This window comes from Nocardioides sp. 616 (assembly GCF_002930065.1).
Lineage (GTDB): Bacteria > Actinomycetota > Actinomycetes > Propionibacteriales > Nocardioidaceae > Nocardioides > Nocardioides houyundeii.
In genome coordinates this window covers 197,477-220,316 of sequence record NZ_POAG01000018.1, presented here as the reverse complement: position 1 = coordinate 220,316, position 22,840 = coordinate 197,477, and the positions used below count along the sequence as shown (strand labels likewise).

At 71.8% G+C, this 22,840-nt stretch carries 21 protein-coding genes and 4 tRNA genes; 18 read left to right on the top strand and 7 right to left on the bottom strand.

Features of this window, described 5'->3' with window-relative positions:
• The first annotated feature begins 329 nt into the window (after window positions 1–329).
• The 10 genes from C5H89_RS10930 (at window position 330) to C5H89_RS10885 (ending at window position 10,065) form a co-directional block, all read left to right on the top strand.
• Window positions 330–2,522, top strand: coding sequence for a zinc ribbon domain-containing protein (locus C5H89_RS10930; RefSeq protein ID WP_104107048.1), 2,193 nt, complete (start codon window positions 330–332; stop codon window positions 2,520–2,522).
• Window positions 2,523–2,712: 190 nt separating this feature from the next.
• The gene (locus C5H89_RS10925; RefSeq protein ID WP_162799334.1) at window positions 2,713–3,738 is read left to right on the top strand and encodes an AI-2E family transporter; all 1,026 of its coding nucleotides are present in this window, start codon (window positions 2,713–2,715) and stop codon (window positions 3,736–3,738) included.
• 381 nt (window positions 3,739–4,119) lie between these two features.
• Window positions 4,120–4,192 (top strand) — tRNA-Lys (locus tag C5H89_RS10920).
• Between the two features lie 210 nt (window positions 4,193–4,402).
• Window positions 4,403–4,936 carry a hypothetical protein gene (locus C5H89_RS10915; RefSeq protein ID WP_104107046.1) on the top strand — a complete coding sequence of 178 codons (534 nt, stop codon included), beginning with the start codon at window positions 4,403–4,405 and terminating at the stop codon, window positions 4,934–4,936.
• Window positions 4,937–5,068: 132 nt separating this feature from the next.
• Window positions 5,069–5,680 (top strand): signal peptidase I, encoded by a 612-nt coding sequence (locus tag C5H89_RS10910; RefSeq protein WP_104107045.1) that lies wholly within the window; start codon window positions 5,069–5,071, stop codon window positions 5,678–5,680.
• A 161-nt stretch (window positions 5,681–5,841) separates the two neighbouring features.
• Window positions 5,842–7,047 carry an Ig-like domain-containing protein gene (locus tag C5H89_RS10905; RefSeq protein WP_104107044.1) on the top strand — a complete coding sequence of 402 codons (1,206 nt, stop codon included), beginning with the start codon at window positions 5,842–5,844 and terminating at the stop codon, window positions 7,045–7,047.
• Window positions 7,047–7,442, top strand: a complete 396-nt coding sequence (locus C5H89_RS10900) for a hypothetical protein (RefSeq protein WP_104107043.1) — start codon at window positions 7,047–7,049, stop codon at window positions 7,440–7,442. Before C5H89_RS10905 ends, C5H89_RS10900 begins: the two co-directional genes overlap by 1 nt.
• 2 nt (window positions 7,443–7,444) lie before the next feature.
• Complete coding sequence (locus C5H89_RS10895) at window positions 7,445–8,158, top strand: response regulator transcription factor (protein ID WP_104107127.1); 714 nt, start codon at window positions 7,445–7,447, stop codon at window positions 8,156–8,158.
• On the top strand, window positions 8,151–9,389 hold the full coding sequence (locus tag C5H89_RS10890) for a HAMP domain-containing sensor histidine kinase (RefSeq protein WP_104107042.1): 1,239 nt from the start codon (window positions 8,151–8,153) through the stop codon (window positions 9,387–9,389). Before C5H89_RS10895 ends, C5H89_RS10890 begins: the two co-directional genes overlap by 8 nt.
• A gap of 16 nt (window positions 9,390–9,405) precedes the next feature.
• Entirely contained in the window at window positions 9,406–10,065 is a 660-nt protein-coding gene (locus C5H89_RS10885; protein WP_104107041.1) for a PaaI family thioesterase, read from the top strand.
• A 13-nt stretch (window positions 10,066–10,078) separates the two neighbouring features.
• Here C5H89_RS10885 and C5H89_RS10880 read toward each other — a convergent pair whose 3' ends face one another.
• Window positions 10,079–11,854 (bottom strand): carboxyl transferase domain-containing protein, encoded by a 1,776-nt coding sequence (locus C5H89_RS10880; protein ID WP_205304982.1) that lies wholly within the window; start codon window positions 11,852–11,854, stop codon window positions 10,079–10,081.
• 177 nt (window positions 11,855–12,031) lie between these two features.
• On the opposite strand from C5H89_RS10880, the gene C5H89_RS10875 reads away from it, so the two are divergent.
• Window positions 12,032–13,258: a glycoside hydrolase family 16 protein gene (locus tag C5H89_RS10875; RefSeq protein WP_162799333.1), complete on the top strand. Its 1,227-nt coding sequence runs from the start codon at window positions 12,032–12,034 to the stop codon at window positions 13,256–13,258.
• Between the two features lie 35 nt (window positions 13,259–13,293).
• On the opposite strand, the gene C5H89_RS10870 is transcribed toward C5H89_RS10875, so the two are convergent.
• On the bottom strand, window positions 13,294–14,763 hold the full coding sequence (locus C5H89_RS10870; protein ID WP_104107039.1) for an NAD(P)/FAD-dependent oxidoreductase: 1,470 nt from the start codon (window positions 14,761–14,763) through the stop codon (window positions 13,294–13,296).
• A 210-nt stretch (window positions 14,764–14,973) separates the two neighbouring features.
• On the opposite strand from C5H89_RS10870, the gene C5H89_RS10865 reads away from it, so the two are divergent.
• From C5H89_RS10865 to C5H89_RS10855, 3 genes are read left to right on the top strand one after another with little or no spacing between them, the layout of a single operon-like run.
• Entirely contained in the window at window positions 14,974–15,915 is a 942-nt protein-coding gene (locus tag C5H89_RS10865; protein WP_104107038.1) for an ATP-binding protein, read from the top strand.
• Window positions 15,867–16,352 carry a CrcB family protein gene (locus C5H89_RS10860; protein ID WP_104107037.1) on the top strand — a complete coding sequence of 162 codons (486 nt, stop codon included), beginning with the start codon at window positions 15,867–15,869 and terminating at the stop codon, window positions 16,350–16,352. Before C5H89_RS10865 ends, C5H89_RS10860 begins: the two co-directional genes overlap by 49 nt.
• Window positions 16,349–16,675, top strand: a complete 327-nt coding sequence (locus tag C5H89_RS10855; RefSeq protein WP_104107036.1) for a CrcB family protein — start codon at window positions 16,349–16,351, stop codon at window positions 16,673–16,675. The genes C5H89_RS10860 and C5H89_RS10855 overlap by 4 nt, the downstream gene beginning before the upstream one ends.
• Window positions 16,676–16,711: 36 nt before the next feature.
• Here the strand turns inward: C5H89_RS10855 and C5H89_RS10850 are convergent, their stop codons facing one another.
• The 3 genes from C5H89_RS10850 to C5H89_RS10840 all read right to left on the bottom strand — a co-directional run bounded on the left by C5H89_RS10850 (window position 16,712) and on the right by C5H89_RS10840 (window position 17,460).
• On the bottom strand, window positions 16,712–17,065 hold the full coding sequence (locus tag C5H89_RS10850; protein ID WP_240181808.1) for a metallopeptidase family protein: 354 nt from the start codon (window positions 17,063–17,065) through the stop codon (window positions 16,712–16,714).
• 161 nt (window positions 17,066–17,226) lie between these two features.
• Window positions 17,227–17,303 (bottom strand) — tRNA-Asp (locus C5H89_RS10845).
• 84 nt (window positions 17,304–17,387) lie between these two features.
• Window positions 17,388–17,460: transfer RNA gene (locus tag C5H89_RS10840), tRNA-Glu, on the bottom strand.
• A gap of 222 nt (window positions 17,461–17,682) precedes the next feature.
• Here C5H89_RS10840 and C5H89_RS10835 point away from each other — a divergent pair.
• From C5H89_RS10835 to C5H89_RS10820, 4 genes are all read left to right on the top strand, one after another.
• Window positions 17,683–17,756, top strand: a tRNA-Phe gene (locus C5H89_RS10835).
• A 73-nt stretch (window positions 17,757–17,829) separates the two neighbouring features.
• On the top strand, window positions 17,830–18,693 hold the full coding sequence (locus tag C5H89_RS10830; protein WP_162799332.1) for an endo alpha-1,4 polygalactosaminidase: 864 nt from the start codon (window positions 17,830–17,832) through the stop codon (window positions 18,691–18,693).
• 76 nt (window positions 18,694–18,769) lie between these two features.
• Window positions 18,770–20,158: a hypothetical protein gene (locus C5H89_RS10825; RefSeq protein WP_104107034.1), complete on the top strand. Its 1,389-nt coding sequence runs from the start codon at window positions 18,770–18,772 to the stop codon at window positions 20,156–20,158.
• 89 nt (window positions 20,159–20,247) lie between these two features.
• Window positions 20,248–21,351 carry a Glu/Leu/Phe/Val dehydrogenase gene (locus C5H89_RS10820; RefSeq protein WP_104107033.1) on the top strand — a complete coding sequence of 368 codons (1,104 nt, stop codon included), beginning with the start codon at window positions 20,248–20,250 and terminating at the stop codon, window positions 21,349–21,351.
• A 31-nt stretch (window positions 21,352–21,382) separates the two neighbouring features.
• Here the strand turns inward: C5H89_RS10820 and C5H89_RS10815 are convergent, their stop codons facing one another.
• Both C5H89_RS10815 and purM read right to left on the bottom strand, forming a co-directional pair.
• Window positions 21,383–21,574, bottom strand: a complete 192-nt coding sequence (locus tag C5H89_RS10815) for a DUF3073 domain-containing protein (RefSeq protein WP_101523382.1) — start codon at window positions 21,572–21,574, stop codon at window positions 21,383–21,385.
• Window positions 21,575–21,753: 179 nt separating this feature from the next.
• On the bottom strand, window positions 21,754–22,830 hold the full coding sequence (gene purM / locus C5H89_RS10810; RefSeq protein WP_104107032.1) for a phosphoribosylformylglycinamidine cyclo-ligase: 1,077 nt from the start codon (window positions 22,828–22,830) through the stop codon (window positions 21,754–21,756).
• Between the last annotated feature and the right edge of the window lie 10 nt (window positions 22,831–22,840).

Below are 22,840 nucleotides of genomic sequence, written 5' to 3'. Positions count from 1 at the left end.
GACACGTCGCTCCGACCCGGGGTATCGCACCTGAGAAGAAACGCCGTTGGATCACAAACTCCGCGGGCGTCTACCTGCTGGAACTTGCACCTGTTGCAGCAGCAACAGTACCAACAAAGCGCGGAAGCAACAGATCCTGAGACGGATCAATTCAAATACCTGCGTGAACATTGCGTTACAGGAGCCTGCGAGGCGCAGGGCGGAGGGCCCAGCCCGGCTCGCGCGTGCCGAAACTGCCTGAACTCCAAGATTCCAGCCCACCGGGACGACATCGTTGCCATGATGCGGCGACTGGTAGTGCCACCCATTCGCCGGAACGAGGCAGTCACATGAGCGACGACGAGCAGGGCACCACGCCCTGTACGCGCTGCAGCACCCCCGTGCCGACGCAGTTCCGGTTCTGCCCCGAGTGCGGAAGCGCCATGCAGGCCGACGCGCCGGGCGAGGTCGGACCCGCCCTGCAGGAGACGTACGACGACTCAGCCGAGGAGCCCTCAGAGGTCTCCCCCGACGACTCCCCCGAAGCCCCGCCCGTGCACACGCCGGCGCCCAGGCTGCGCCTGATCTCCTCCGACTCATCCCCGCGCACCATCGCTTCCGAGGCGCCGGAGCCCGTCGTCGACCGCGAGCCCGAGCTGCGGATCGCGCCGCCCGCCGGCTTCGCCATCCCGCCGCTCGAGGAGACCCCCGCCGAGGAGGTCCCGGCCACCGAGTCGGCGGACGAACCGAGCACGGAGTCGCTCGAGGCGTTGACGGACCGTGACCCCGAGCCCGAGCCCGAGCCCGAGGTGCCTCCCGGGCCGCGAGCGCCCGCCATCCCTGCTGCTCCTCCGGTCCCGCTGGTCCCGTGGACGCCCGGCGACGCACCGGCGGGACGCCGTTCGGCTCGCCACGCAGCGGTGATCAAGCCCATCCAGGGCCCCGAGCGCGAGCCCCGTCCGGCGTACGTGCCCACCCCGCCCCAGCGCAGCGTGCTGCAGGACCCGGTGATCAAGCCGGTCCTCGGTCCCGAGCGCGAGCCCAGGCCCGCCCGCCCGCCGTACGTCGCTCCGCCGACGCCGAGCTGGGCGCGGAGCACCGACCCGGGGCCGGTCGCCACGACCTCCCGTGCACGTTCGGCCTCGGGCTCCCGTGACCGCTCGGGCGGGTCCGGTGCCTGGACCAAGGTCATCGCCGCGGCCGTCGCCGTGCTGCTGATCGCGGGCGGCGCGGGGTGGTACTTCCAGCACTCCCAGGACAACCCGGTCCGCGAGGCCTTCGGCCGTTCGCACGGCGAGTTCATCAGCGCGACCCGGCAGCTCGACGACGCCGCCTCGCTCGACGAGATCGCGCTCGCCGGAGCTGCGTACGCCAGCGTCCTGCCGTTGCTGGAGTCGGCCTCGCAGGAGGCCGACCGACGCAGCTCGGAGGTCGCCGAGGCCGCCCAGCGCACCGTCGCCCAGCAGATCGCGGTCGCCGAGGCCGGCGCCGCACTGGCGGAGCTCAGCGAGAGCAACCTCGCCCCGTGGACCGAGACCCGCGAGCCGCTCCGGGCGGCCGTCGCGGCGCTGGCCCAGCGGCGCGCCGACGTCGAGCGCCTCGGCGAGGACCCCTCCACCCTGCCGGCCAGCTCCGTGGTCGCCGGCGTCCACGACGTGGTCGGGCAGTCCGCGTCGGCCTCGGTGGACAAGACCCTCCAGCGGCTCTTCGGCAGGCTGAGCCGGGCGCAGCGCACCAGCCAGCTGCGCAACGTCGGCAGCAGCGCCGAGGAGACCCTCACCGTCATCGAGGGCGCCACCGCCCGGAGCGCCTCGGACACCCAGCGCGACACCTACCTCCCCGTCCTGGAGCACCTCAGCGGACTGGCCACCATCGACGGCAAGTCGCTCGGGAAGTGGGCCGAGGTCCGGCCCGACCTCCAGGCCGGCCTGCAGCGCCTGCCGGTCGGCAGCCCGACGGCCACCAGCGGCCAGGCCGCCGTCGCCGCGGTCGACGCACTGATCGCCAAGGCCACCAGCACCATCGCCGCCTGGCAGGCCCAGTACGACGCCGTCGCCGCGCAGCGCCAAGAGTCCGGAGGCGGCCTGGACGCCTACCGGGACGCGATGAAGGTCCAGCAGGCCAACTACGCCACCCTGCGCCGCGACCTCTCCTCGTGGACCAGCGTGGTGGGAAGTCAGAAGGTCACCAGCGACGAGGCCCTCGCAGCCCTGTCCCTGGCGGTCAGCCGACGTGAGGCGGTGCGTGACGCGATGTCGGCGCTCACCGTGCCGACGGCCATGACCCAGACACATGCCACCCTGGTGGACGTCGTCGGCAACGCCGCCGCCGCCGTCGCTGAGGCGTTGGACGCGCTGCGCAACGACGAGCAGTGCAAGCAGGCCTGCAACTACGCCAACACCGAGAGCTGGCAGGAGCTCAGTGCTGCCTCGACCGGCATCACCGCTTCCTATGACGCAGCCCTGAGCGCCTGGCAGCAGGCGGTCAACGCGACCAGGAAGGGCGGCAAGTCGCTGGTCCTCCCCCCGCGACCGAAGGTCTGACGCTCGCACCCAGTGCCGGAGGTATGGTCGGACCAAGCGGGTCCGCCACACCGGCGCCGACGGACCCGGGACCTGGAGCCGGACCAGCTCGGCCACGTCCCAGCGCTGGCGAGCGGGGAGGAATCCCGTGTCGACACCAACGCAGGAGCCAGCGGCAGGCCGGGCGGGCGGGCTGCCCAGAGGCTTGGTCGTGCTGCTGGGCCTGGCCGCGGTGTTCCTGGTCATCTCCGGAATGCGCGCCTCGGCGAACCTCATCGGCCCGGCCTTCCTCGCCCTGGTCCTGACGATCGCGGTGCATCCACTGCGGGTCCGGCTCGACCGCCACCTGTGGGGGTGGCTCTCGAGCCTGCTCTGCGTGGTCCTGGTGGCCGCCCTGGTGATGGCACTCGCCCTCTCCGTCGTGGTGGCCACTGCCCGGTTCGCCACCTTGCTGCCCCAGTACAAGGACGACTTCAACGACCTGATCTCCGACGCGGCAGGCCTGTTGGACCGGGCCGGGGTCTCCTCCGAGCAGATCCGGCACCTGCTCGACGGCCTCGACCTGGGCAAGGTGCTGGGACTGGCCACCGACGCACTGTCCGACGTCTACTCGCTGGTCTCCGGCCTGGTCCTGCTGCTGACGCTGGTGCTGTTCATGACCGTCGACGGGAAGTCGTTCCCCGCCCAGCTGGCCGCCGCGGGCCGGGATCGACCCGACCTGGTCGCAGCGCTGGGCACCTTCGCCCGGGACACCCGCCGCTACCTGCTGGTCTCCACGGTCTTCGGATTCATCGCAGCGGTCCTGGACACGGTCGCCCTGGAGCTGTTGGACGTCCCGGCTCCACTGCTGTGGGGGCTGCTGGCCTTCCTCACCAGCTACATCCCGCACATCGGGTTCCTGATCTCGCTGGTCCCGCCGGCCATCCTCGCGCTCCTCGCGGGCGGTCCGGATCTGATGCTGGCGGTGGTGCTGGTCTACCTGGCGGTGAACTTCACCATCGGGTCGGTGATCCACCCCCGGGTCGTCGGGAACTCCGTCGGACTGACCACGACGCTGACGTTCCTCTCACTGATCTTCTGGGCGGGGGTGATCGGCCCGCTCGGCGCCATCCTGGCCGTCCCGCTCTCGATCCTCCTCCGGTGCCTGCTGGTCGACGCCGACCCGGCCAGCCGGTGGCTCTCGCCCCTGGTGGCGAACCGGGACCCGTCCCGATGGCCAGAACGGGCGCCGGGGTAGCCGGGGCGCAGCTACGCTGGCACCCTCGCCTCGTCCCTGGGGCGGACGGGCTACGGCAGGTTCCGATCCTGTGTGGCGACCGTGATCCGTAAACAGTGGCGTGACCACATCGGCAGGGGCTACCCGATTGGGCGGTCCAAGACCGCCCAATCGGCTTCTCGCCGCACCGTGACCAGAGTCCCTGCCGACGCAGCAAGAAGTGGCAGACCTCGGCACCCCAGAGCCTCCACTGAACCCGGCACGCGACTACGTGTAGCAGACCCTTGTTGTCCCGAGGGTTCTCCGGAGGCCCGTCCACGCAGAGCTCCGATGCACTCTGGGATACTCGGTTCCGGCCATGGGTTCTACCGACAGTTCAACGGATGAAAGTCCCCATGTCCCGGGCCTCTAGCTCAATTGGCAGAGCAGCGGACTTTTAATCCGTTAGTTGTGGGTTCGAGTCCCACGGGGCCCACCCCGCGCGCCAGTCCACCCCTTGCCCGCGCTCCTTCTCGGCCACCTCCCGGCGATGGGCGTCCCGGGGAGGCGAAGAGTTCCGAATCGGGGAGAACCGGGGGCCTTCCGGGGGCAATCCTGTGGACCGCGGCTCCGTAGCGTTTCTGTCATCAACCCGGCGGATCCGCAACAGGCGGAGCAGCCACCCAGCACCCAGGAGATACCGGTCATGAGCATCGCCCGCACCAAGAAGGTCCTCATCCCCCTCGCCACGCTGCTCGCCGCCGGCACCATCGCCGTGGGCTCGGGAGCCACCTTCAGCTCCACCACGGGCAACACCATCAGCGCCGTGACCGCCGGAACCCTGAAGCACAGCAACTCCAAGGACGGCCAGGCGATCTTCACCCTCGGCGACGTCAAGCCCGGCGACTCCCGCAACGGCACCCTGACGATCACCAACACCGGCTCGCTGCCCGCCAAGTTCACGCTGACGGAGAAGTCCTCCACCAACGCCTTCGCCGCGGAGAACCTCAAGCTGGTCATCACCAACACGACCTCCAACACCCAGGTCTACTCCGGCACCTTCGGCGGGCTCGTCGACGGCACCAAGAACGACCTCGGTGAGTTCGCACCCGGCGCGGCCGCCACCTACAAGTTCACCGTCTCCCTCGACGCGAAGGCCGACGACACCCAGCAGGGCCTGACCGCCGGCGCCGTCTACACCTGGGACTCCGTTCAGCTCGACGGCACCGTCCAGCAGTAAGCCCCTCTCCGGGGACGTGGCACAGCAGGGTTGAGGCAGGGCACCCCAGGCGCCCTGCCACCCCGGACCACCACCCCGCCCCCCGGACCACTGCCAAGCCCCCGCTGACCCCATGACCCCCAGGAGCACGACATGAAGCGAGTCACCAAGGCCCTCCGCCGGCCCGTGCGCCTGCTCAACAACGTGCTGCTGATCGCCGTCATGGTCGGCTGCACCGCCTACATCGTCCCCGGGTTCTTCGGCTACGAGCGCTACGTCATCACCGGCGGCTCGATGTCGGGGACCTTCGAGAAGGGGTCGGTCGCCTTCGAGAGGCAGGTCCCGGTCGAGGACCTGGCCGTGGGCGACGTCATCACCTACCTGCCCCCGCCGGACAGCGGCGTCGGCACCCTGGTCACCCACCGGATCACCAAGATCCGCCCCGGGAAGGACGACACCCGCGTCTTCCGCACCCAGGGCGACGCCAACCCGGACCCGGATCCGTGGAAGTTCAGCCTTCCCGCCGGCAACCAGCCGGTCGTGGCGCACACCGTCCCCCACCTCGGCTGGGCCTTCATCGCCCTGGCCGACCCGCAGATCCGCATCTACCTGATCGGTGTCCCGGCCGCAGGCATCGCCCTGATGGCCCTGCGCGACCTGATCAAGGCCCTGCTCCCGACCCGGAAGCGCCAGGAGGTGGCGACCCCGCACCTGAGGATCGCCCCCGCCGCCGAGCCGCCCGCGTCCGAGCTCCTCTCCGCCTGACCGACGCCCCAGGCACGCCCCGTCCGGTAGCAAAACGGGGGGCTCCTGAGGCATTGCTGTGGAAGTCCGGTGGCGCGCCGCTCACTAGCGTTGACCACGTCGCCCGCCACCGCGCCGACACCCGCCGAGACCGCCGTACAGCACCGACCGAGGAGGACCAGGTGACGAGCTTCCGCTCCCTCAACGCCCTCTCCGTCGTCGCCCTCGGCGCCGTCCTGGCCCTCTCCTTCCCGGGCTTCTCCTCCGCGGCCTTCTCCGCGCGCACCACTGCGACCGCGACCGTCACCGCCGCCGCGGACTGGACCCCGCCGACGGTCTCGATGGTCGAGCCCGGCGTCTTCGTCAGGGGCACGCGGCCGGTGGTCGCCACCGCCACCGACCGGGAGACCGGCATCGCAGGAGTCACTGTCCAGCAGCTCTCCCCGGGCGGCACCTGGACGACGCTGTGCATGCCCACCAGCGCGCCGTACTCCTGCTCCTGGAACACCCGTGAGCGGGCCGACGGGCAGTACTCGCTGCGCGCCGTCGCCCTCGACAAGGCCGGCTACCAGGCCACCTCCGCCCCCGTGCGTACGACGGTGGACAACCTCGCTCCCACCGTCACCATGGTCGACCCGGGAGCCACCCTCACCGGGGTGCGGACCTTCTCGGCCGGCAACGTCGCCGACGCCACCTCCGGAGTCGCCCGGGTCGTGCTCCAGCACGCACCCACGGGCACCACGGCCTACCAGGACCTCTGCACCATGGCCGCCGCACCGTGGAGCTGCAGCACGCCCACGGCCGCCCTGACCGACGGCCGCTACGACTTCCGGGCCGTCGCCACCGACAGGGCCGGCAACGAGACCGTCTCCCCCGTGGTCGCCAACCGGCTCGTCGACAACGGCCCGGCGCTGGCCGGCAGCGACGTGCAGGCCCAGAACGGCGGTGCGACCGCCGGCCGGATCGAGGCCGGGGACTGGCTGACCTACACCTTCAACCGCCAGGTCAACCTCTCCAGCATCGTCGCCGGCTGGGACGGGAGCCCCCGCAGCGTCCAGGTGAAGTTCAGCTCCGGGTTCATCACCAACGACTCCCTCGAGGTCACCGGCAGCAACCTCGGCAGCGTCAACCTCAGGTGGAACTACGTCAACTCCGGGTTCTCCGTGGCCTCGACCATGCGGGCCTCCACGGAGACGGGTCCCGACGGCCGGCCGCGCACCGTGGTGACCATCGTGCTCGACGAGAGCCCCTCGTCCGTCCAGACGCGGGTGGTGAGCAACGAGGGCACCACGGTGTGGTCCCCCTCCCGTGCGGTGACCGACCTGCTGGGCCGACCCTCGGCGACCACCTCGGCCGAGGAGTCCGGGCCTGCGGACAAGGAGTTCTGATGCGGCGCCCCCGCACCCGGGCCTCCGACACCGCCTCGCTGGCGTGCCTGCTCATCGCCCTCCTGCTCCTGGCACACGCGCTCGACGCACCGACCACCACCTACGAGGTGCTGGAGGCGGTGCTCGGCGGGATCGCGGTCCTCGCCGCGGCGAAGATGGGGCTGCACAACTGCTTCGAGTCCCACCTGGGCGCGGTCCTGGTGGCTGCGGGCGCGGTGCTGGGCACCCTGCTCCACCTCACCCTGGGTCTGCCCGGCGGCCCCGGGAACGGCTCCCTGACCGCCGACTCCCTGGCGCTGCTGCTCCTGGGCTGCGCGATCCCCGCCCTGCTGGCCCAGGACGCACAGGCCCGCCGCGTGATCAAGACCACGGCAAGGCCGCCGTATGCTCTGTGACCGTGCCCCATCACGTCCTGGTCGTCGAGGACGACGACAAGATCGCCGCTCCCCTGGTCCGCACCCTCGAACGTGAGGGCTACGAGGTGGAGCGGGTGGCCCAGGGGCTCCTGGCGCTGGAGCGCCTCGGCAACGGCGGGGTGGACCTGCTGCTGCTGGACCTCGGACTTCCCGACGTGGACGGGCTCGACGTCTGCCGCCGGGCCCGCGAGGCCGGCTATCGCGGCGGCATCATCATCCTGACCGCCCGGGACGGAGAGCTCGACCGGGTCGTGGGCCTCGACGTCGGCGCCGACGACTACCTCGCGAAGCCGTTTGCGCTGGCGGAGCTGCTGGCCCGGGCCCGGGCGCTGCTGCGCCGCAGCACCGGGCTGGCCGAGACCGCCCCGGCCGCTGCCTCCGCGGCCCCGGCCCCCACGCCCGACGGCCTGCGGATCGACGTACAGGCGCGGCGCATCTGGATCGGCGACGGCGAGCTGGCGACCACCTCGAAGGAGTTCGACCTGCTGGCGCTGCTGGACAGCACCCGCGGCGCGGTGGTCACCCGCGAGCAGCTGATCAGCGACGTGTGGGACGAGAACTGGTACGGGTCGACGAAGATGCTCGACGCCACCGTGGGCCGGCTGCGGCAGAAGCTCGAGGACGCCGGAGCGCCGGCGCAGGTGACCACGGTCCGCGGCGTCGGCTTCCGGCTGGAGGACAGCGCCGGTGCGTGACCGCCTGGTGGCCAGCCTGGTGGGGATGACCATCGCGATGATCGCCCTCTACGGGATCCCCCGGGCCTACCTCCTGGCCGACCTGGTGAGCAGCGACGAGCGACGTGACATCTCCAACTCCGTCGCCCTGCTGGCGCTGCTGGTCCAAGAGCGCACCGAGAACGCGACCCCGGTGGACCAGGCGTATCTGGGCAGCCTCGTCACCGGCGGTGACACCGTCTCGTACGTCGCCGCCGACGGCAGCACCGTGGCCTCCGGACCGCCCGTGGACCCCGAGCGCGACGTCGTGGAGACCCGCGCCGTGCCCGGCGGGGGGGCCGTGACCCTGTCCCGCTCGGGGAACGTCGTCGACCAGCGCATCTCCGAAGCGCTGGTGCCGCTCATCCTGATCGGGCTGAGCCTCACCGCGGTCGCCGCGCTGACCGGGTTCCTGCTGGCCCGCTGGCTCTCCCGGCCGTTCCGCGAGCTGGCGGACGCAGCCGACCACCTGGGGCGCGGGCGCTTCGACATCCACTTCCCGCACTACTCGATCCCTGAGGCAGAAGCCATCGGCACCGCACTGCGCAGCAGCTCCACCCAGCTCGACGACCTGATCCGGCGCGAGCGCGAGTTCGCCGCCAACGCCTCCCACCAGCTGCGTACCCCCATCACCGCGCTGCGTCTGGAGCTGGAGGACCTGGCGCTGTGGCCCGAGACCCCGCCGCAGGTGGCCAAGGAGCTGGAGAGCTACCTCCCCGAGCTGGACCGGTTGAGCAACGCGATCAACGAGCTGCTCGGACTGGCCCGGGGTCGGCGCCTCGGTGACGCGGTCGACGTCGACCTGTCGGCCCTGGTCGCCGACGTGGTGTCGCGGTGGCGGCCCCAGGTCGAGGCGGCCGATCTGCAGATCGTGCACGTGGACAGCGGCCTCGTCCCCGCCCGCGTGGTGCCGGGCCCGGTGCTGCAGATCCTCGACGTGCTGATCGAGAACGCCGCCGCCCACGGCGCCAGCCCGATCCAGGTCGAGGCCCGTGACGAGGAGAGGTTCGTCGAGATCCGGGTCAGCGACGACGGGGTCAGGACGATCGGCAACGAGGTGTTCCAGCGGGGCATCAGCAGCAAGGACAGCGGCCAGGGCGGCCTGGGGCTGACCATCGCCTCGGACCTGGCGACCTCCATGGGCGGGTACCTCAAGCTCGCCGAGGGCGAGCACACCACGTTCGTGCTGATGCTCCCGGGGCGCGGGGACTGACCTTAGACTCCGGCGCATGCATGGCTACCACCACGAGGACCTCGCCGCCGACGAGCAGGCCGGACAGCTGGCCCTCTACACGCCGTTCACCCAGAGCGTGCGGGAGCTGGTCGACGCCACCCTGCGCACCACGGTCGACGACGACGAGATCCGGCGCGCGCAGGCCGAGATCGAGGCGATCACCGCCCGGCTGAGGAACAGCCAGATCGAGGGCCCGTTCGGCGTCCGCTACTCCTCCGACGGCAGCACCCGCCCGTGGGGCAACGCCGTGGTGGGCGTGCGCAACCCCATCGCTCCCCCGCTCGACTTCGTCCGCGACCCCGCCGGTCGGGCCACCGCCCACTTCCGGCTCGGCGCCGCCTACGAAGGGCCCCCGGGGCTCACCCACGGCGGCGTCAGCGCCCTGATCCTCGACCAGGCCCTCGGCGAGGCCTGCGGTGCGGGCGGCAGGCCCGGGATGACCGGCGGACTCACCATCCGCTACCTGCGCCCCGCGCCGCTGGGCGACCTGACCTGCGAGGGCTGGATCGACCGCACCGAGGGCTACAAGACCTACGCCAAGGGCACCATCAGCGACTCCGGCGGCCCCTGCGTCGAGGCCGAGGGCATCTTCATCGTGCCCAAGTGGGCCCGCGAGCTGTTCGACAGCCAGGAGCGGCCCGACCGCTTCGAGTGAGCCGGCGCAGGCGTCAGCCGAGCACCCGGGTGATCCAGCGCCGGGTGTCGGCGGGGTCGATGACGTCGTCGAGCTCGAACACCGTGGCGGCGTTGAGGGCCTTGCTCTGCTCGTGCGCCAGCTCCACCATCTCCTCCAGGAACCGCTGCCGCTCGACAGGGTCCGCCACGGCCTCCAGCTCGCGTCGGAACCCGAGCTTGACCGCCCCCTCCAGCCCCATCGCACCGACCTCGGCGGTGGGCCAGGCCACGGTCGCCAGCGGCACCTTGTGCCCACCACCGGACATCGCCATCGCCCCCAGCCCGTAGGCCTTGCGCAGCACCACCGTGAGCAGCGGCACCCGCAACCGGGCGCTGGTGGTGAACAGGTCGCCGAACCGGCGGACGGTGCCGCTGCGCTCGGACTCGGGGCCGACCATGAAGCCCGGGGTGTCGCACAAGGTGATCACCGGCAGCCCGTGGCGGTCGCACAGGCCCAGGAAGCGGGCCATCTTGTCGGCGCCCTCGCCGTCCACGGCGCCACCGAGATGCTCGGTGCTGTTGGCGACCAGCCCGTAGGCCCGCCCCTCGACCCGCACCAGCGCAGTCACGATGCCGCGGCCGAAGTCCCGGCGCAGCTCCAGCACCGACCCGGAGTCCGCGAGGCGGTGGACCACCCGGCGTACGTCGAAGGCGCGCCCGCGCTGCTCAGGCACCAGGTCGCGCAGCTCGTCCTGGTCACCGCACTCCCACTCCTCGGCCACCTCGCCGGAGAAGTAGGCCAGGCACCGCTTGGCCACGACCACCGCCTCGGCCTCGTCCTGCACCAGCACGTCGACCACCCCGGCCGCCGCCTGCTCGGCGGCGGGGCCGATCTCCTCGGGGGTGAAGGTCCCCAGACCGCCGCCCTCGATCATCGCCGGGCCGCCCATGCCGATGTTGGCCCCGCGGGTGGCGATGATGACGTCGCAGCACCCCAGCAGGGCGGCGTTCCCGGCGAAGCAGCGGCCGGCTGCGACGCCCACCAGCGGGACCTCACCGCTGAGCCGCGCGAACCGGTAGAAGGTGTCCAGGTCGAGCGCGGCGACCACCGGCACGTCGGTGTCGCCGGGTCGCCCGCCTCCACCCTCGGCGAACAGCACCACCGGGGTACGCCGCTTCTCCGCCACCTCCAGCATCCGGTCGGTCTTCTGGTGGTTGCGCAGGCCCTGGGTGCCGGCCAGCACGGTGGCGTCGTAGGCGAGCACCGCGGTCGGCCTGCCCGCGACCTCACCGAGGCCAGTGACCAGGCCGTCGGCGGGCGTGCTGGCCACCAGGTCCTCCAGGCTGCGGCGCGCCCGCTGGGCGGCGACGACCAGGGGTCCGTACTCGGTGAAGGTGCCGGGGTCGCAGAGGTCCGCCACGTTCTCCCGGGCCGTCCGCTGCCCGCGAGCGTGGCGCTTCGCGACCGCGTCGGGACGGTTCTCGTCCAGTCCGTGGGCGTGCGCGGCCACCACCGCGGCCAGGTCGGCGCGCAGGCTGGTCCCGGACGGCTCCGCTGGCTGCTGCTGCCCTCCCCCGGGCGTCGGCCCGGAGTCCGTGCGCCGCGCCAGCCGCACCAGCACCTGGTCCCGGCGTACGCCGTGACCCCGCTCGACGGCCACCTCGGCCACCACGAATCCCGGGTGCTCGCTCGGCTCGCTCGGGGCGTGCACCAGGTGCTCCATCTTCATCGACTCCAGCACCGCCACCTCCTGGCCGGGCAGCACCACGTCGCCGGCGGCCGCGATCCGCACGACCGTGCCCACCATCGGAGAGACAATCTCGTGCACGGTCCACCCCTCGCCACGTCGCCGGCAGCTGGGTCGACCGGCGTTCCCGGGAGAGTACGCCGTACCCGAAGGCCGGGCGGTGGGGATGCGGCGGGGATGCGGCCGGGATGCAATGTCGCCCGGGATTGCGCAGACTGGTCCAGTCCGGTCCGCTCCCCGACTGCCAAGGAATCTCACGTGAGCCACTCCTACCGTCATGTCGGCGCCCTCGTCGCGCTGCTCCTCCCCGCCGGCCTGCTGGCCGCCGTACCCGCCGGCAACGCCGCTCCGCCGCCGACCAGCTCCACGGTCGCCGCGAGCCCCCCAGTGACCCTGGCAGAGGCGAGCGCCCGCGCCGCCGTACGTCAGGTCCGGGTCCAGGTGCTGCCGCCCATCGCCCAGAACGGCCGGGCGAAGGCGTCCGCCGACCGGGCAGCGGCGGTGCTCCAGGTCCGGGTGAAGCCGGGCCGGGCCCGCACCAAGGTGCGCATCCAGGCACGCACCCCGAGCGGGTGGAAGGCGGTCCGCACGGTCCGCACCAAGGCCGGGGGCGTCGCCGAGGTGCAGCTCCAGGCCCGGCGCAACGGCCTGCCCGCCGCCTACCGCGCCAAGGTGGGGCAAAGGACCAGCAACGTCGGAGACCTCGCCACCTGGGGGGCGCCGGTCTTCACCGAGGAGTTCAAGGGCTCCCGGCTGTCCGGGTCCTGGCACCACCGGGCGCGCGACTACAGCCCGGAGTCGCTGAGGGCGTGCTCGAAGGGCTCCCCCAAGGCAGCCCGGGTCGCCAAGGGCGCGCTGCGCCTCTCGGTGCTCCGGGACCGCTCGCGCTCAGGCAAGTGCCTGGCACTGCGCAAGGGCAAGCGGGAGGGACCCTTCGCCTACCGGCTCAACGGGCACGTCTCCACCGAGAAGTCGTTCGCGTTCACGTACGGCGTCGCCGCCGCGCGCATCAAGTTCCAGCGTCGGGCCGGTCAGCACGCGAGCTTCTGGATGCAGCCCGTCTCCGGCATCGAGGGCGGCCGGGGGCCGCGCTACACCGGCGCGGAGATCGACGTCGTGGAGTGGTTCGGCAGCGGCAAGGCCAGTGGCGGGATCACCTCGTTCACCTACCACAACACCCCCGGCGGCAAGCGGGTCAAGACCGGCGGGCACATCCGCAACGTCAACCGGTTCCTGGCCGGCCGGAACGACTCCTGGTTCAAGCGCTACCACGTGTTCAGCGTGGAGTGGACCCCGAAGGAGTACGTCTTCCGGATCGACGGCCAGGAGACCTGGCGCAGCCGCCGCGGCATCAGCCACCGGCCCCAGTTCCTGATCCTGTCGTTGCTGTCCTCGGACTACGAGATCGCGATGGCCGGCGACCGGGGCCTCGGCACCCAGCACACGCTGGTGGACTGGGTCCGGGTCTGGCAGGAGCAGGACTGACCCTGCGGCGGGCAGTCCCGCGCGGACTGCCCGCCTCAGCGGGTGTTGACGCCGCGCTCGCCGGCGTCGGTGAGGCGGGCCTCCTCGGCGGCCCGGGCCTCCAGCTCGGAGCGCCGGTCCTCCTCCTCGCGGCGAGCGTCGTACACGCCGGGGTCCGAGACCAGGTCCGCGGCGCCGCGCTCCAGCCGGGAGAGGGCGGCGCGGGCGAAGATCTGCTGCTCGGTGGTGGTGCGCTCGGAGCGCCCACGGCCGAGGAACGACACCGCCCAGTGCAGGAGCGCGGTGATCCGGTTCTTGAACCCGGTGATGTAGATCAGGTGGACGAAGAGCCACATCAGCCAAGCCACGACGCCGGTGAGCCGGAGCCTGCCGACCATCGCCACCGCGTTGAACCGGCTGATGATCGCCATCGAGCCCTTGTCGAAGTACTTGAAGGGGCCCTGCGGGGCCTTGCCCTTGATCCGCCCGTCGATCTCCTTGGCGGCGTACTTGGCGCCCTGGATCGCCACCTGGGCAACACCGGGGAGGTTGTCCAGCGAGATCATGTCGCCCACCACGAAGACCTCGGGGTGGCCGGGCAGGGTGAGGTCGGGGTTGACCGAGATCCGGCCCGCGCGGTCCAGCGCCGCACCGGTCTGCTCGGCCAGGGTGCGTCCCAGCGGCGAGGCCTGGACGCCGGCGGCCCAGATCTTGGTGACGGCGTCGATGCGCTCGGTGCGGCCGTCCTTGTGCTTCAGCTCCAGGCCGCGCTCGTCGACGTCGGTCACCATCGCGCCGAGCATCACCTCGACGCCGAGCTTCTCCAGCTCGCGCTTGGTGTTGTCGCCCAGCTTGGCGCCGAAGGGCGGGAGCACCTGCGGGGCGGCGTCGACCAGGATCACCCGGGCGTGGCGGGTGTTGATGGCGCGGAAGTCCCGGCGCAGGGTGCGGTGGGCGAGCTCGGCGATCTGGCCGGCCATCTCGACCCCGGTGGGGCCGGCGCCGACCACCACGAAGTTGAGCAGGTGCTCGACGTCCTCGCCGCGGCTGGCGCCGAGCTCGGCGAGCTCGAAGGCGCCGAAGATCCGGCCGCGCAGCTCCAGGGCGTCGTCGATGCTCTTCATGCCGGGGGCGTGCTCGGCGAAGTGGTCGTTGCCGAAGTAGGACTGCGCCGCTCCCGCGGCCACGATCAGCGAGTCGTACGGCGTCTGGGTGGGGCGACCGAGCACCTGGGAGGTGACCGTGCGGGCCTCCAGGTCGATGTCGGTAACCTCGCCCAGCAGCACCCGGGCGTTGTCCTGGCCGGCGAGCACCTCACGCGTGGGGGGAGCGATCTCTCCCTCGGACAGGATCCCCGTGGCCACCTGGTAGAGCAGCGGCTGGAAGAGGTGATGGGTGGTCTTGGCGACCACGGTCACATCGACGTCGGAGCGCCGTAGCGCCTTGGTGCCGAAGAGCCCGCCGAAGCCGGAGCCCACGACGACGACTCGGTGCCGCTCGGGTCGTCCTGCGGTCTGGGCGGTCATGATGGTCCCCTTCGGCAAGTGACATGATCCCGGAACTCCCATTGTCCGCCGCTGTCCAGGGGAAGCCCAAATATGGGACGCGTTCCCTCGCTCACATCCTGAATCCGTTCAAATCTCAAACAATTCCTGCATTGGTGTTTGTGTCTTGGAGGACGCGGGTAGTGATGGCGTGCTTGGCTGGACACACACTGCACCCATCGAGGACCCCCCTTGCCTCTCAACAAACCAGCATTGCCGCTGGACTCCGCACCCAGCGCCGTCGCCGACGCGCGACGCTGGGTCTCGGGTCTATGCCGCGATCTGGGACGCGAGGACCTCTTGGACTGTGCCGAGCTGGGCGTCTCCGAGCTGGTCACCAACGCGATCCTGCACGGTGAGGCCCCGATCAGCGTCCGGGTCCGCGGCACCCGCGACCACCCGCGCATCGAGGTCTCCGACGGCTCCTCCCGTCCTCCGGTGATGCCCGACCCCGCGAGCGGCGACGAGGAGGACATCGAGAACTTCCTCACCACCTTCGGGCGCGGGCTCTCCATGGTGTCCATGGCCGCCAACGCGTGGGGCGCCTCGATCGAGCGGAACGGCAAGGTCGTCTGGTTCGAGCCCGCGAGCACCCTCCAGGAGGGCGGCGAGCGCGAGGGCGTCATCGACGGGCTGCAGGACGACGTCGAGTGGTACCCGATGGACGACGCCGTCTCCGTCGAGCTGCTCAACGTCGACCTCAAGCTCCTGCTCGGTGTGCTCAACCAGTACAACAACCTCCGGCGCGAGCTGCGGCTGCTCGCCCTCGCCCACGAGTCCGACTATCCGCTGGCACGGGACCTGTCCCGGATGTTCGCCACCTTCGAGCGGCAGTTCCCGCCGGCCATGCTCGACAAGGTGGGCGCCGGCCTGCGCCGGGGTGGGCAGCGGGCGAACCTGATCTTCCAGGCCTCCCCCCAGTCCGCCTCCATCTTCACCACCATGCTGGAGATGTTCGACCTCGCCGACGCCTTCTGCCGGGCCCAGCGCCTGCTGTCGCTGGCCCGCAGCGCCGAGCAGCGTCGGCTCCAGCAGTGGCTGCTCAACGAGTTCATCAACCAGACGGCGGGACAGCCGCCGACCCCGTGGACGACCGTCCAGACGACCGTCACCGCCAACAGCCACGTGTCCTGAACCCGGCCGGCCCCGCCGGATCGAGCCTGCTGGGATGGGTCGCGCTCGGTGGCGCCGCCGGGGGCCTGCTGCGGTGGCTGCTCGGCGAGCTGGTCCCCGACGGGTCGGGGTTCGCCCTCACCACCTGGTGCCTCAACGTCCTGGGCTCCTTCGCCCTGGGCCTGCTCCCCTTGACCGTGCTGACCGCCACCTCCCGCCGCGGGCGGCGGCTGCGGCCCCAGCTCTCTGCCCTGCTGGGACCCGGACTGCTGGGCGGATTCACCACGCTGTCGGCGTACTCGCTGACCACGCGTGACCTGCTCGCCCAGGGACGCCCGCTGCTGGCGGCGGCGTACTCGCTGAGCACGCTGGTCGCGGCCCTGGCCGGGGTGGCGATCGCGCGCCGCTGGGAGCCTCACGCCGACGCCCACGCCCCGGTGCCGGTGGACCGGGCATGACGGCGCTGCTGGTGGCGTTGGGCGCCGGGCTGGGCGCCTGCGTGCGCTACAGCGTGGCCCGGCGGCTGGACCGGGGGTGGCCGCTCGGCACGCTGCTGGTCAACGTGGTCGGCTCCACACTGGTGGGGTTCTTCGCCGGGCTCGCGGTCGGCGATCGGACCTGGGCCCTGCTGGGGGTCGGCGTGTGCGGCGGGCTCACGACGTACTCCGGGTTCGCGGTGCTGACCCACGACCTGGGCTGGCGCCGCGGTACGGCGTACGCCGCGGCCACCGTGGCCCTGGCCCTGGCCGGCTGTGCCCTGGGATACGCCGTCGCGACCTGACGCCGGACTCGCGCGCCACCCGGTGCTCGCGGACGCTCAGGCGTAGCCGAGCTCGTGGAGCCGGGTGTCGTCGATGCCGAAGTGGTGGGCGATCTCGTGGACCACGGTGATGCGCACCTCCTCGACCAGCTCCTCGCGATCCGCGCACATGTCGAGCAGCGGGCCCCGGAACAGCAGGATGCGGTCGGGCAGCGCGGCGCTGTGGTTGGCGGGCCGCTCGGTGAGCGCCAGGCCCTCGTAGTAGCCCAGCAGGTCGGGGTCGTCGGCCGGCGGCTCGTCCTCGACGAGCACCACCACGTTGTCGACCAGCCGGGCCAGCTCCTCGGGGATCTCGTCGAGAGCCCGCTCGACCAGCGAGTCGAACTCCACCGCAGACATCTCCAGAGCCACGGGGGTCAGCCTAGGCAGTTATCCCAACCCGGGGCGGGACGCCCGCGCCCGCACGTGCGAGGGCTCTGGGCGAAATGACTCGGGGTGAAACGGCTCGGGGTGAAACGGCTCGGGGTGAAATGACAAGAGACGCTCCGGATAGATCCGGAGCGTCTCTGTGCTGGCGACCCTGACGAGACTCGAACTCGCGACCTCCGCCGTGACAGGGCGGCGCGCTAACCAACTGCGCTACAGGGCCAAGTTTTTACTTGGTGAAGCGGGTGGAACTCTAACCCATGCTCGTCCCGGACTCACAATCGACCTGCTCCGAGCGATGGTGCCGCACCCCCAACGGGATTCGAACCCGTGCTACCGCCGTGAAAGGGCGACGTCCTAGGCCGCTAGACGATGGGGGCCCGCTCGCCGCGAGCAGCCGGAGCCGCGCACGAAGAGCGAGCCCAGCATAAGGGGTCGCGCCGGGTGCGGGCACCACGACCCGATGGCAGCGGGGACGCACACACTATGACTGCGCTCACCAGCGAGTGGCGCACCGCGACCGGCCGACGCGCCTGGTGCTGATGACACGGGCTGGTCGTTTTCCGACGACCACACCTGCTGATGTAGGGTTTCCCCCGCTTGGGCAGGTAGCTCAGTTGGTACGAGCGTCCGCCTGAAAAGTGGAAGGTCGGCGGTTCGACCCCGCCCCTGCCCACAAGCGCAGAACCCCGCCTGACACGTCCCGTCAGGCGGGGTTCGTGGCGTTCGGACGTGCCACAGTGCGAGGCGTGATCGCCCGCCCGCCTCTCCCCCGTCCCCTCGCGGCACTCCCGCTGATGCTGGCTCTGCTCCTCAGCCTGCTCCTCGGCCTGCCCCTTGGTGCGCCGGTCGGGCTGCCGGTCGACCCCGCGCCGGCCCACGGCGCCACCGTGAACCGGGCCGACCAGTCGGCCGCCGGGGTGCTGCTGCCGCCCCCCGACGCCGCCTGGGACTACCAGATCGGCGGGGCCCGGCCGGTCCCCGACCCGGCCCAGGTCGTGGTCCGGGACCGCCGGGACCCGGCCGCCGGGGCCTACCCGGTCTGCTACGTCAACGGGTTCCAGACCCAGCCCGACGAGCGAGCCTTCTGGGCACGTCGCCCCGCCCTGGTGCTGCGCGACGGCCGGGGCCGCCCGGTCCTGGACTCCGCGTGGGGCGAGCAGCTCCTCGACCTACGTACCCCCGCCAAGCGCCAGCGGCTCGCCCGCGTGGTCGACCGGTGGCTGGGCCGGTGCGCCCAGGACGGCTTCGTGGGCGCGGAGATCGACAACCTCGACTCCTGGACCCGGTCCCGCGGGCTGGTGCAGCGACGCCACGCCACGGCGTACGCCCGACTCCTGACGGCCGCCGCGCACCGGCACGGGCTGGCCGTGGCCCAGAAGAACGCCTCCGCCCTCCTTCAGCAACGACTCGGGTTCGACTTCGCCGTGGTGGAGGAGTGCGCACGGTGGGAGGAGTGCCGGAGGTTCGCGGACGCCTTCGGCGGCCGGGTCTTCGTCGTGGAGTACCGCGCGAGCGACTGGCAGCGGGCCTGCCACCAGGTGGGCGACCGGGTCGCGGTGCTGCTGCGGGACCGGGACGTGACGCCGTCGGGTCCGTACCGCACCTGCTGACCGGCGGGTCCGGTCCCAGGTGGTCTGGTCCGGTGCGTCGCAGGGCCTGCGCCCCGCGGGGGGCGACAATGGCGCCATGCTTCCCCCGCTCGAGGTCGTGGCTCGACTGCGCCCGTTGGACCTGGTGGCCCCCGGCACCGGCACGGACCGCGTCACCTCCGGGACCTCGACCCTCTTCGCCGCGCCCCGACCCGCGCCGTACGCCGCCGTGGTCGCCGAGCTGCGTCACGTCGACCACCGAACCGGCCGGGTGCTGGTCGGCTTCGGCAGTGGCGCCACCAGGCTCGCCGCCTGGTACGACCCGGACACCGGCGACGTCGGGCTCGACATCACCGACGCCGCGATCCGCACCACGACGCACCGCAGCCGCCGGCACGGCCGCGTGGCCTGGCGACCCGACAAGCTGGCGCTCACCCTCACCGGCACCCACGTCAGCGCCTTCTGCCACGAGGACGCCCGCTGGGTGCTGCGGGGGCGGGTCGACGTCAAGGACCTGATCAACACCCACGACGAGCACTGGCTCTCCAGCCTGAAGGCAGGTCACCGCTCCGAAAGCGCGCTGGTACGCCGGGTGCACGCCGGCGCGTTCGGGCAGCTGGGCCTGCGCGACATCCGCCTGGTGACCGAGGCGGACGGGACACCGTGCCGCGACGGGTCGGCGTACTGGCTGACCGCGACCTCCGCCGGGCCGGGCTTCTTCGACACCGCCCACGCCAGCGTGTGGCGCTTCGACCCGGACCGCCGTACCCCCGGGCTGGACTCCCTGCAGCACACCGGCGACCTCTACTTCCGCCGCCCCGACCGGCCCGGGGTGTACGGCGACCATGCGCTGCACCTGGTCCGCGACGCCGGGCGCTGGCTGGTCGCCACCAGCACCTGGGGCGACTTCAACCGGGAGACCAACGCCTCGGTGCGGGTCACCCTGGCCGAGAGCACCGACGACCTGCTCCACGGCGAGCACGTGCTCGACACCCGTGAGCTGCCGCTGCCCACCGACGGCTTCCGCTCCGTCGGCGTCTGGGACCCGCACCTGGTGCGCGAGGACGAGACCTGGCACGTCGGCTACGCCAGCGCCAGCAAGTTCTTCAAGTTCCACCCCTGCGTGGCGTCGGGACCCTCGCTGGACGCGCTGACCCTGCGCGCCGCGGACACCGACAGACGCGCGACCGAGGGAGTGACGCTGCTCCGCATCGACGGCACCCTGCGGGTGCTGGCGAGCGACGGCCGCGACAGCCCCCGCGGCCTCCGGGCCCGCTTCCCGGTGCTGGACCTGGACCTCGACGAAGTCGGCGAGCTGACGGCCCCGTATCCCACCAACCTGCCCTGGCCCACCCTGCTGGAGACCGAACAGGGCTGGACGATGGTGACGTTCAACGGTGCCAGCACCGGCGGTCCCCTGGTCGGCTACGGCACCCACGGGGACGTGGTGGTGATGCGGGAGTCACGCCGCGCGACCTCGCACTAGGGTGGTGACCAGGGCCACAACATCGGCGTGGTTCGACGAGGAGCGCCACACCACCCCCGTGGCCGATCACAGCAGAAAGAGGGATCCACATGTCCACCCCCGGCAGCAGCGCGGACCTCTCCACCGTCGACGTCTTCGACCTCGGCCGCGAGCACGAGCAGGTGGTCTTCGCCTCGGACCCCGCGAGCGGGCTCAAGGCCGTCATCGCCCTCCACTCCACCGCGCTGGGCCCGGGACTGGGTGGGACCCGGTTCCACCCCTACGCCTCGACGGCCGACGCGGTGCGCGACGTGCTCGCCCTGTCCCGCGGAATGTCGTACAAGAACGCACTGGCCGGGCTGGACCACGGGGGTGGCAAGGCCGTCATCATCGGCGACCCGCGCCGGGACAAGTCCGAGGCGCTGCTGCGTGCCTACGGGCGCTTCGTGCAGTCCCTGCACGGGCGCTACCTCACCGCCTGCGACGTGGGGACCACCTCGGTGGACATGGACCTGATCGCGCGGGAGTGCGACTTCGTCACCGGCCGCACCGTCGCCCACGGCGGCGCCGGCGACTCCTCGGTCCTCACCGCGTACGGCGTCTTCCAGGGCATGCGGGCCAGCGCCGAGCACCTGTGGGGCAGCACGTCGCTGGAGGGCCGCACCGTCGGGATCGCCGGGGTCGGCAAGGTCGGCCGCCACCTGGTCGGGCACCTGCTCGACGACGGCGCGCGCGTGGTGGTCACCGACGTGCACGCCCCCGCGGTGGACCGGGTCCGCACCGAGCACCCCGAGGTCACCGTGGTGGCCACCACCGAGGAGCTGGTCGCCTCCGACCTCGACGTCTACGCTCCCTGCGCGATGGGAGGGGCGCTGGACGACGACGTGGTCGAGGTGCTGAAGGCCCGGATCGTGTGCGGGGCGGCGAACAACCAGCTGGCCCACCCCGGGATCGAGAAGGCGCTCGAGGAGCGAGGCATCCTCTACGCCCCCGACTACTGCGTGAACTCCGGCGGGGTCATCCAGGTGGCAGACGAGCTCGAGGGGTTCTCCTTCGAGCGTGCGCACCAGCGCGCCGCCGGCATCTTCGACACCACCCGGTCGGTCCTCGACCTCGCCCGCACCGACGGTGTCCCCGCTGCCCTCGCCGCAGACCGGATGGCCGAGCGTCGCATGCGTGACGTCGGTCGGTTGCACGGGATCTGGCTGGGGTGAGGGCCACCGAGTGTCGTGGCCCTACCCCGGTTCAGTCGCGGCGGGGCTCTGAGTAGTCAGACCACTCGTCGAGATCACTCGACGACTCGTCTGGCTGGGTACTGCTTCGTTCCGGTTGGCCATGCAGCTCTTGTGCCAGCGCCCCGAAGTCCGTCTCGTGAGTCCGGTACTTCAGGTCGCGAGCGACCTTGGTCTGCTTCGCCTTAGCTCGGCCGCGCCCCATAAGGTCCGACCCCCTCGCACGCTTGGCCGGGGCTCTTGGCGCGTGCGCCGTGGCTCCCGGTCTCTGATCTGACTTCTCGTGGGGGCAACGCTACCCGGTCCTCGGCTGTTCCCCCACACCGGAGTCGTAGTTTCCGCACACTTGTGTGCGAAATTCGCTGCCAGCGCAAAACCGGCGGCTCACCAACCGGGATGCTGGCCGCGCAACCGCACGCGTCCGGCGTCCTCGGACGCGCCGGCGGCGCTGACCTCACCGGCCACCCAGGCCCGTACGCCGTACCCCGCGAGCAGGGCGATGGCGGCGTCCACGTCCTCGGGCGCGGTGAGCGAGACCATGCCGACGCCGCAGTTCAGCGTCGCCTCCAGGTCGAGCTGCGGCACGTCCCCGACCTGGCGCACCAGGTCGAATATCGGCTGGGGCGTCCAGCTCGCACGGTCGATGCCGACCGTCAGCTCCTCGGGCAGCACCCGCTCCAGGTTGGCCGCCAGCCCACCGCCGGTGACGTGGGACATCGCGTGCGTCCGGGTGCTGCGAGCCAGGTCCAGGCAGGCCTTGGTGTAGATGCGGGTCGGCACCAGCAGCTCCTCCCCCAGCGCGCGACCCAGCTCGGGCACGTCCCGGTCCAGCGCCCAGCCGGCGGTGTTGAGCAGCACGTGCCGCACCAGTGAGTAGCCGTTGGAGTGCAGTCCCGAGGCCTCCATCGCGATCACCACGTCGCCGGGCCGCACCCGGCCGGGACCGAGCAGCTGGTCGGCCTCGACCACCCCGGTGGTCGCCCCCGCGACGTCGTACTCGTCGGGGTGCAGCAGGCCGGGGTGCTCGGCGGTCTCCCCGCCGACCAGGGCGCAGCCGGCCTCCACGCAGGCCTCGGCGATGCCCTTCACGATCGCGGCGATGCGCTCGGGGACGACCCGGCCGCAGGCGATGTAGTCGGTCATGAACAGCGGCTCGGCACCGCAGACCACCAGGTCGTCGACGACCATGCCGACCAGGTCGTAGCCGATCGTGTCGTGCACGTCCATCGCCTGGGCGATCGCCACCTTGGTGCCGACGCCGTCGGTGGAGGTTGCCAGCAGCGGTCGCTTGTAGGACAGCAGCGCGCTGGCGTCGAAGAGGCCGGCGAAGCCGCCGAGGCCGCCGATCATCTCCGGGCGCCGGGCCTTCTCGACCCAGGCCTTCATCAGGTCGATGGCCCGGTCGGCGGCCTCGATGGAGACACCCGCCTCGGCGTAGGCGTTGCCAGTGTGTTCGGTCACGAGTGCTCCC

Coding starts and splice junctions, on each gene's coding strand:
- C5H89_RS10910 (WP_104107045.1), top strand. CDS start 5,069: ATGAAGCGAGTCACCAAGGCCCTCCGCCGGCCCGTGCGCCTGCTCAAC.
- C5H89_RS10930 (WP_104107048.1), top strand. CDS start 330: ATGAGCGACGACGAGCAGGGCACCACGCCCTGTACGCGCTGCAGCACC.
- C5H89_RS10885 (WP_104107041.1), top strand. CDS start 9,406: ATGCATGGCTACCACCACGAGGACCTCGCCGCCGACGAGCAGGCCGGA.
- C5H89_RS10815 (WP_101523382.1), bottom strand. CDS start 21,574: ATGGGGCGCGGCCGAGCTAAGGCGAAGCAGACCAAGGTCGCTCGCGAC.
- C5H89_RS10900 (WP_104107043.1), top strand. CDS start 7,047: ATGCGGCGCCCCCGCACCCGGGCCTCCGACACCGCCTCGCTGGCGTGC.
- C5H89_RS10825 (WP_104107034.1), top strand. CDS start 18,770: ATGCTTCCCCCGCTCGAGGTCGTGGCTCGACTGCGCCCGTTGGACCTG.
- C5H89_RS10855 (WP_104107036.1), top strand. CDS start 16,349: ATGACGGCGCTGCTGGTGGCGTTGGGCGCCGGGCTGGGCGCCTGCGTG.
- C5H89_RS10915 (WP_104107046.1), top strand. CDS start 4,403: ATGAGCATCGCCCGCACCAAGAAGGTCCTCATCCCCCTCGCCACGCTG.
- C5H89_RS10820 (WP_104107033.1), top strand. CDS start 20,248: ATGTCCACCCCCGGCAGCAGCGCGGACCTCTCCACCGTCGACGTCTTC.
- C5H89_RS10870 (WP_104107039.1), bottom strand. CDS start 14,763: ATGACCGCCCAGACCGCAGGACGACCCGAGCGGCACCGAGTCGTCGTC.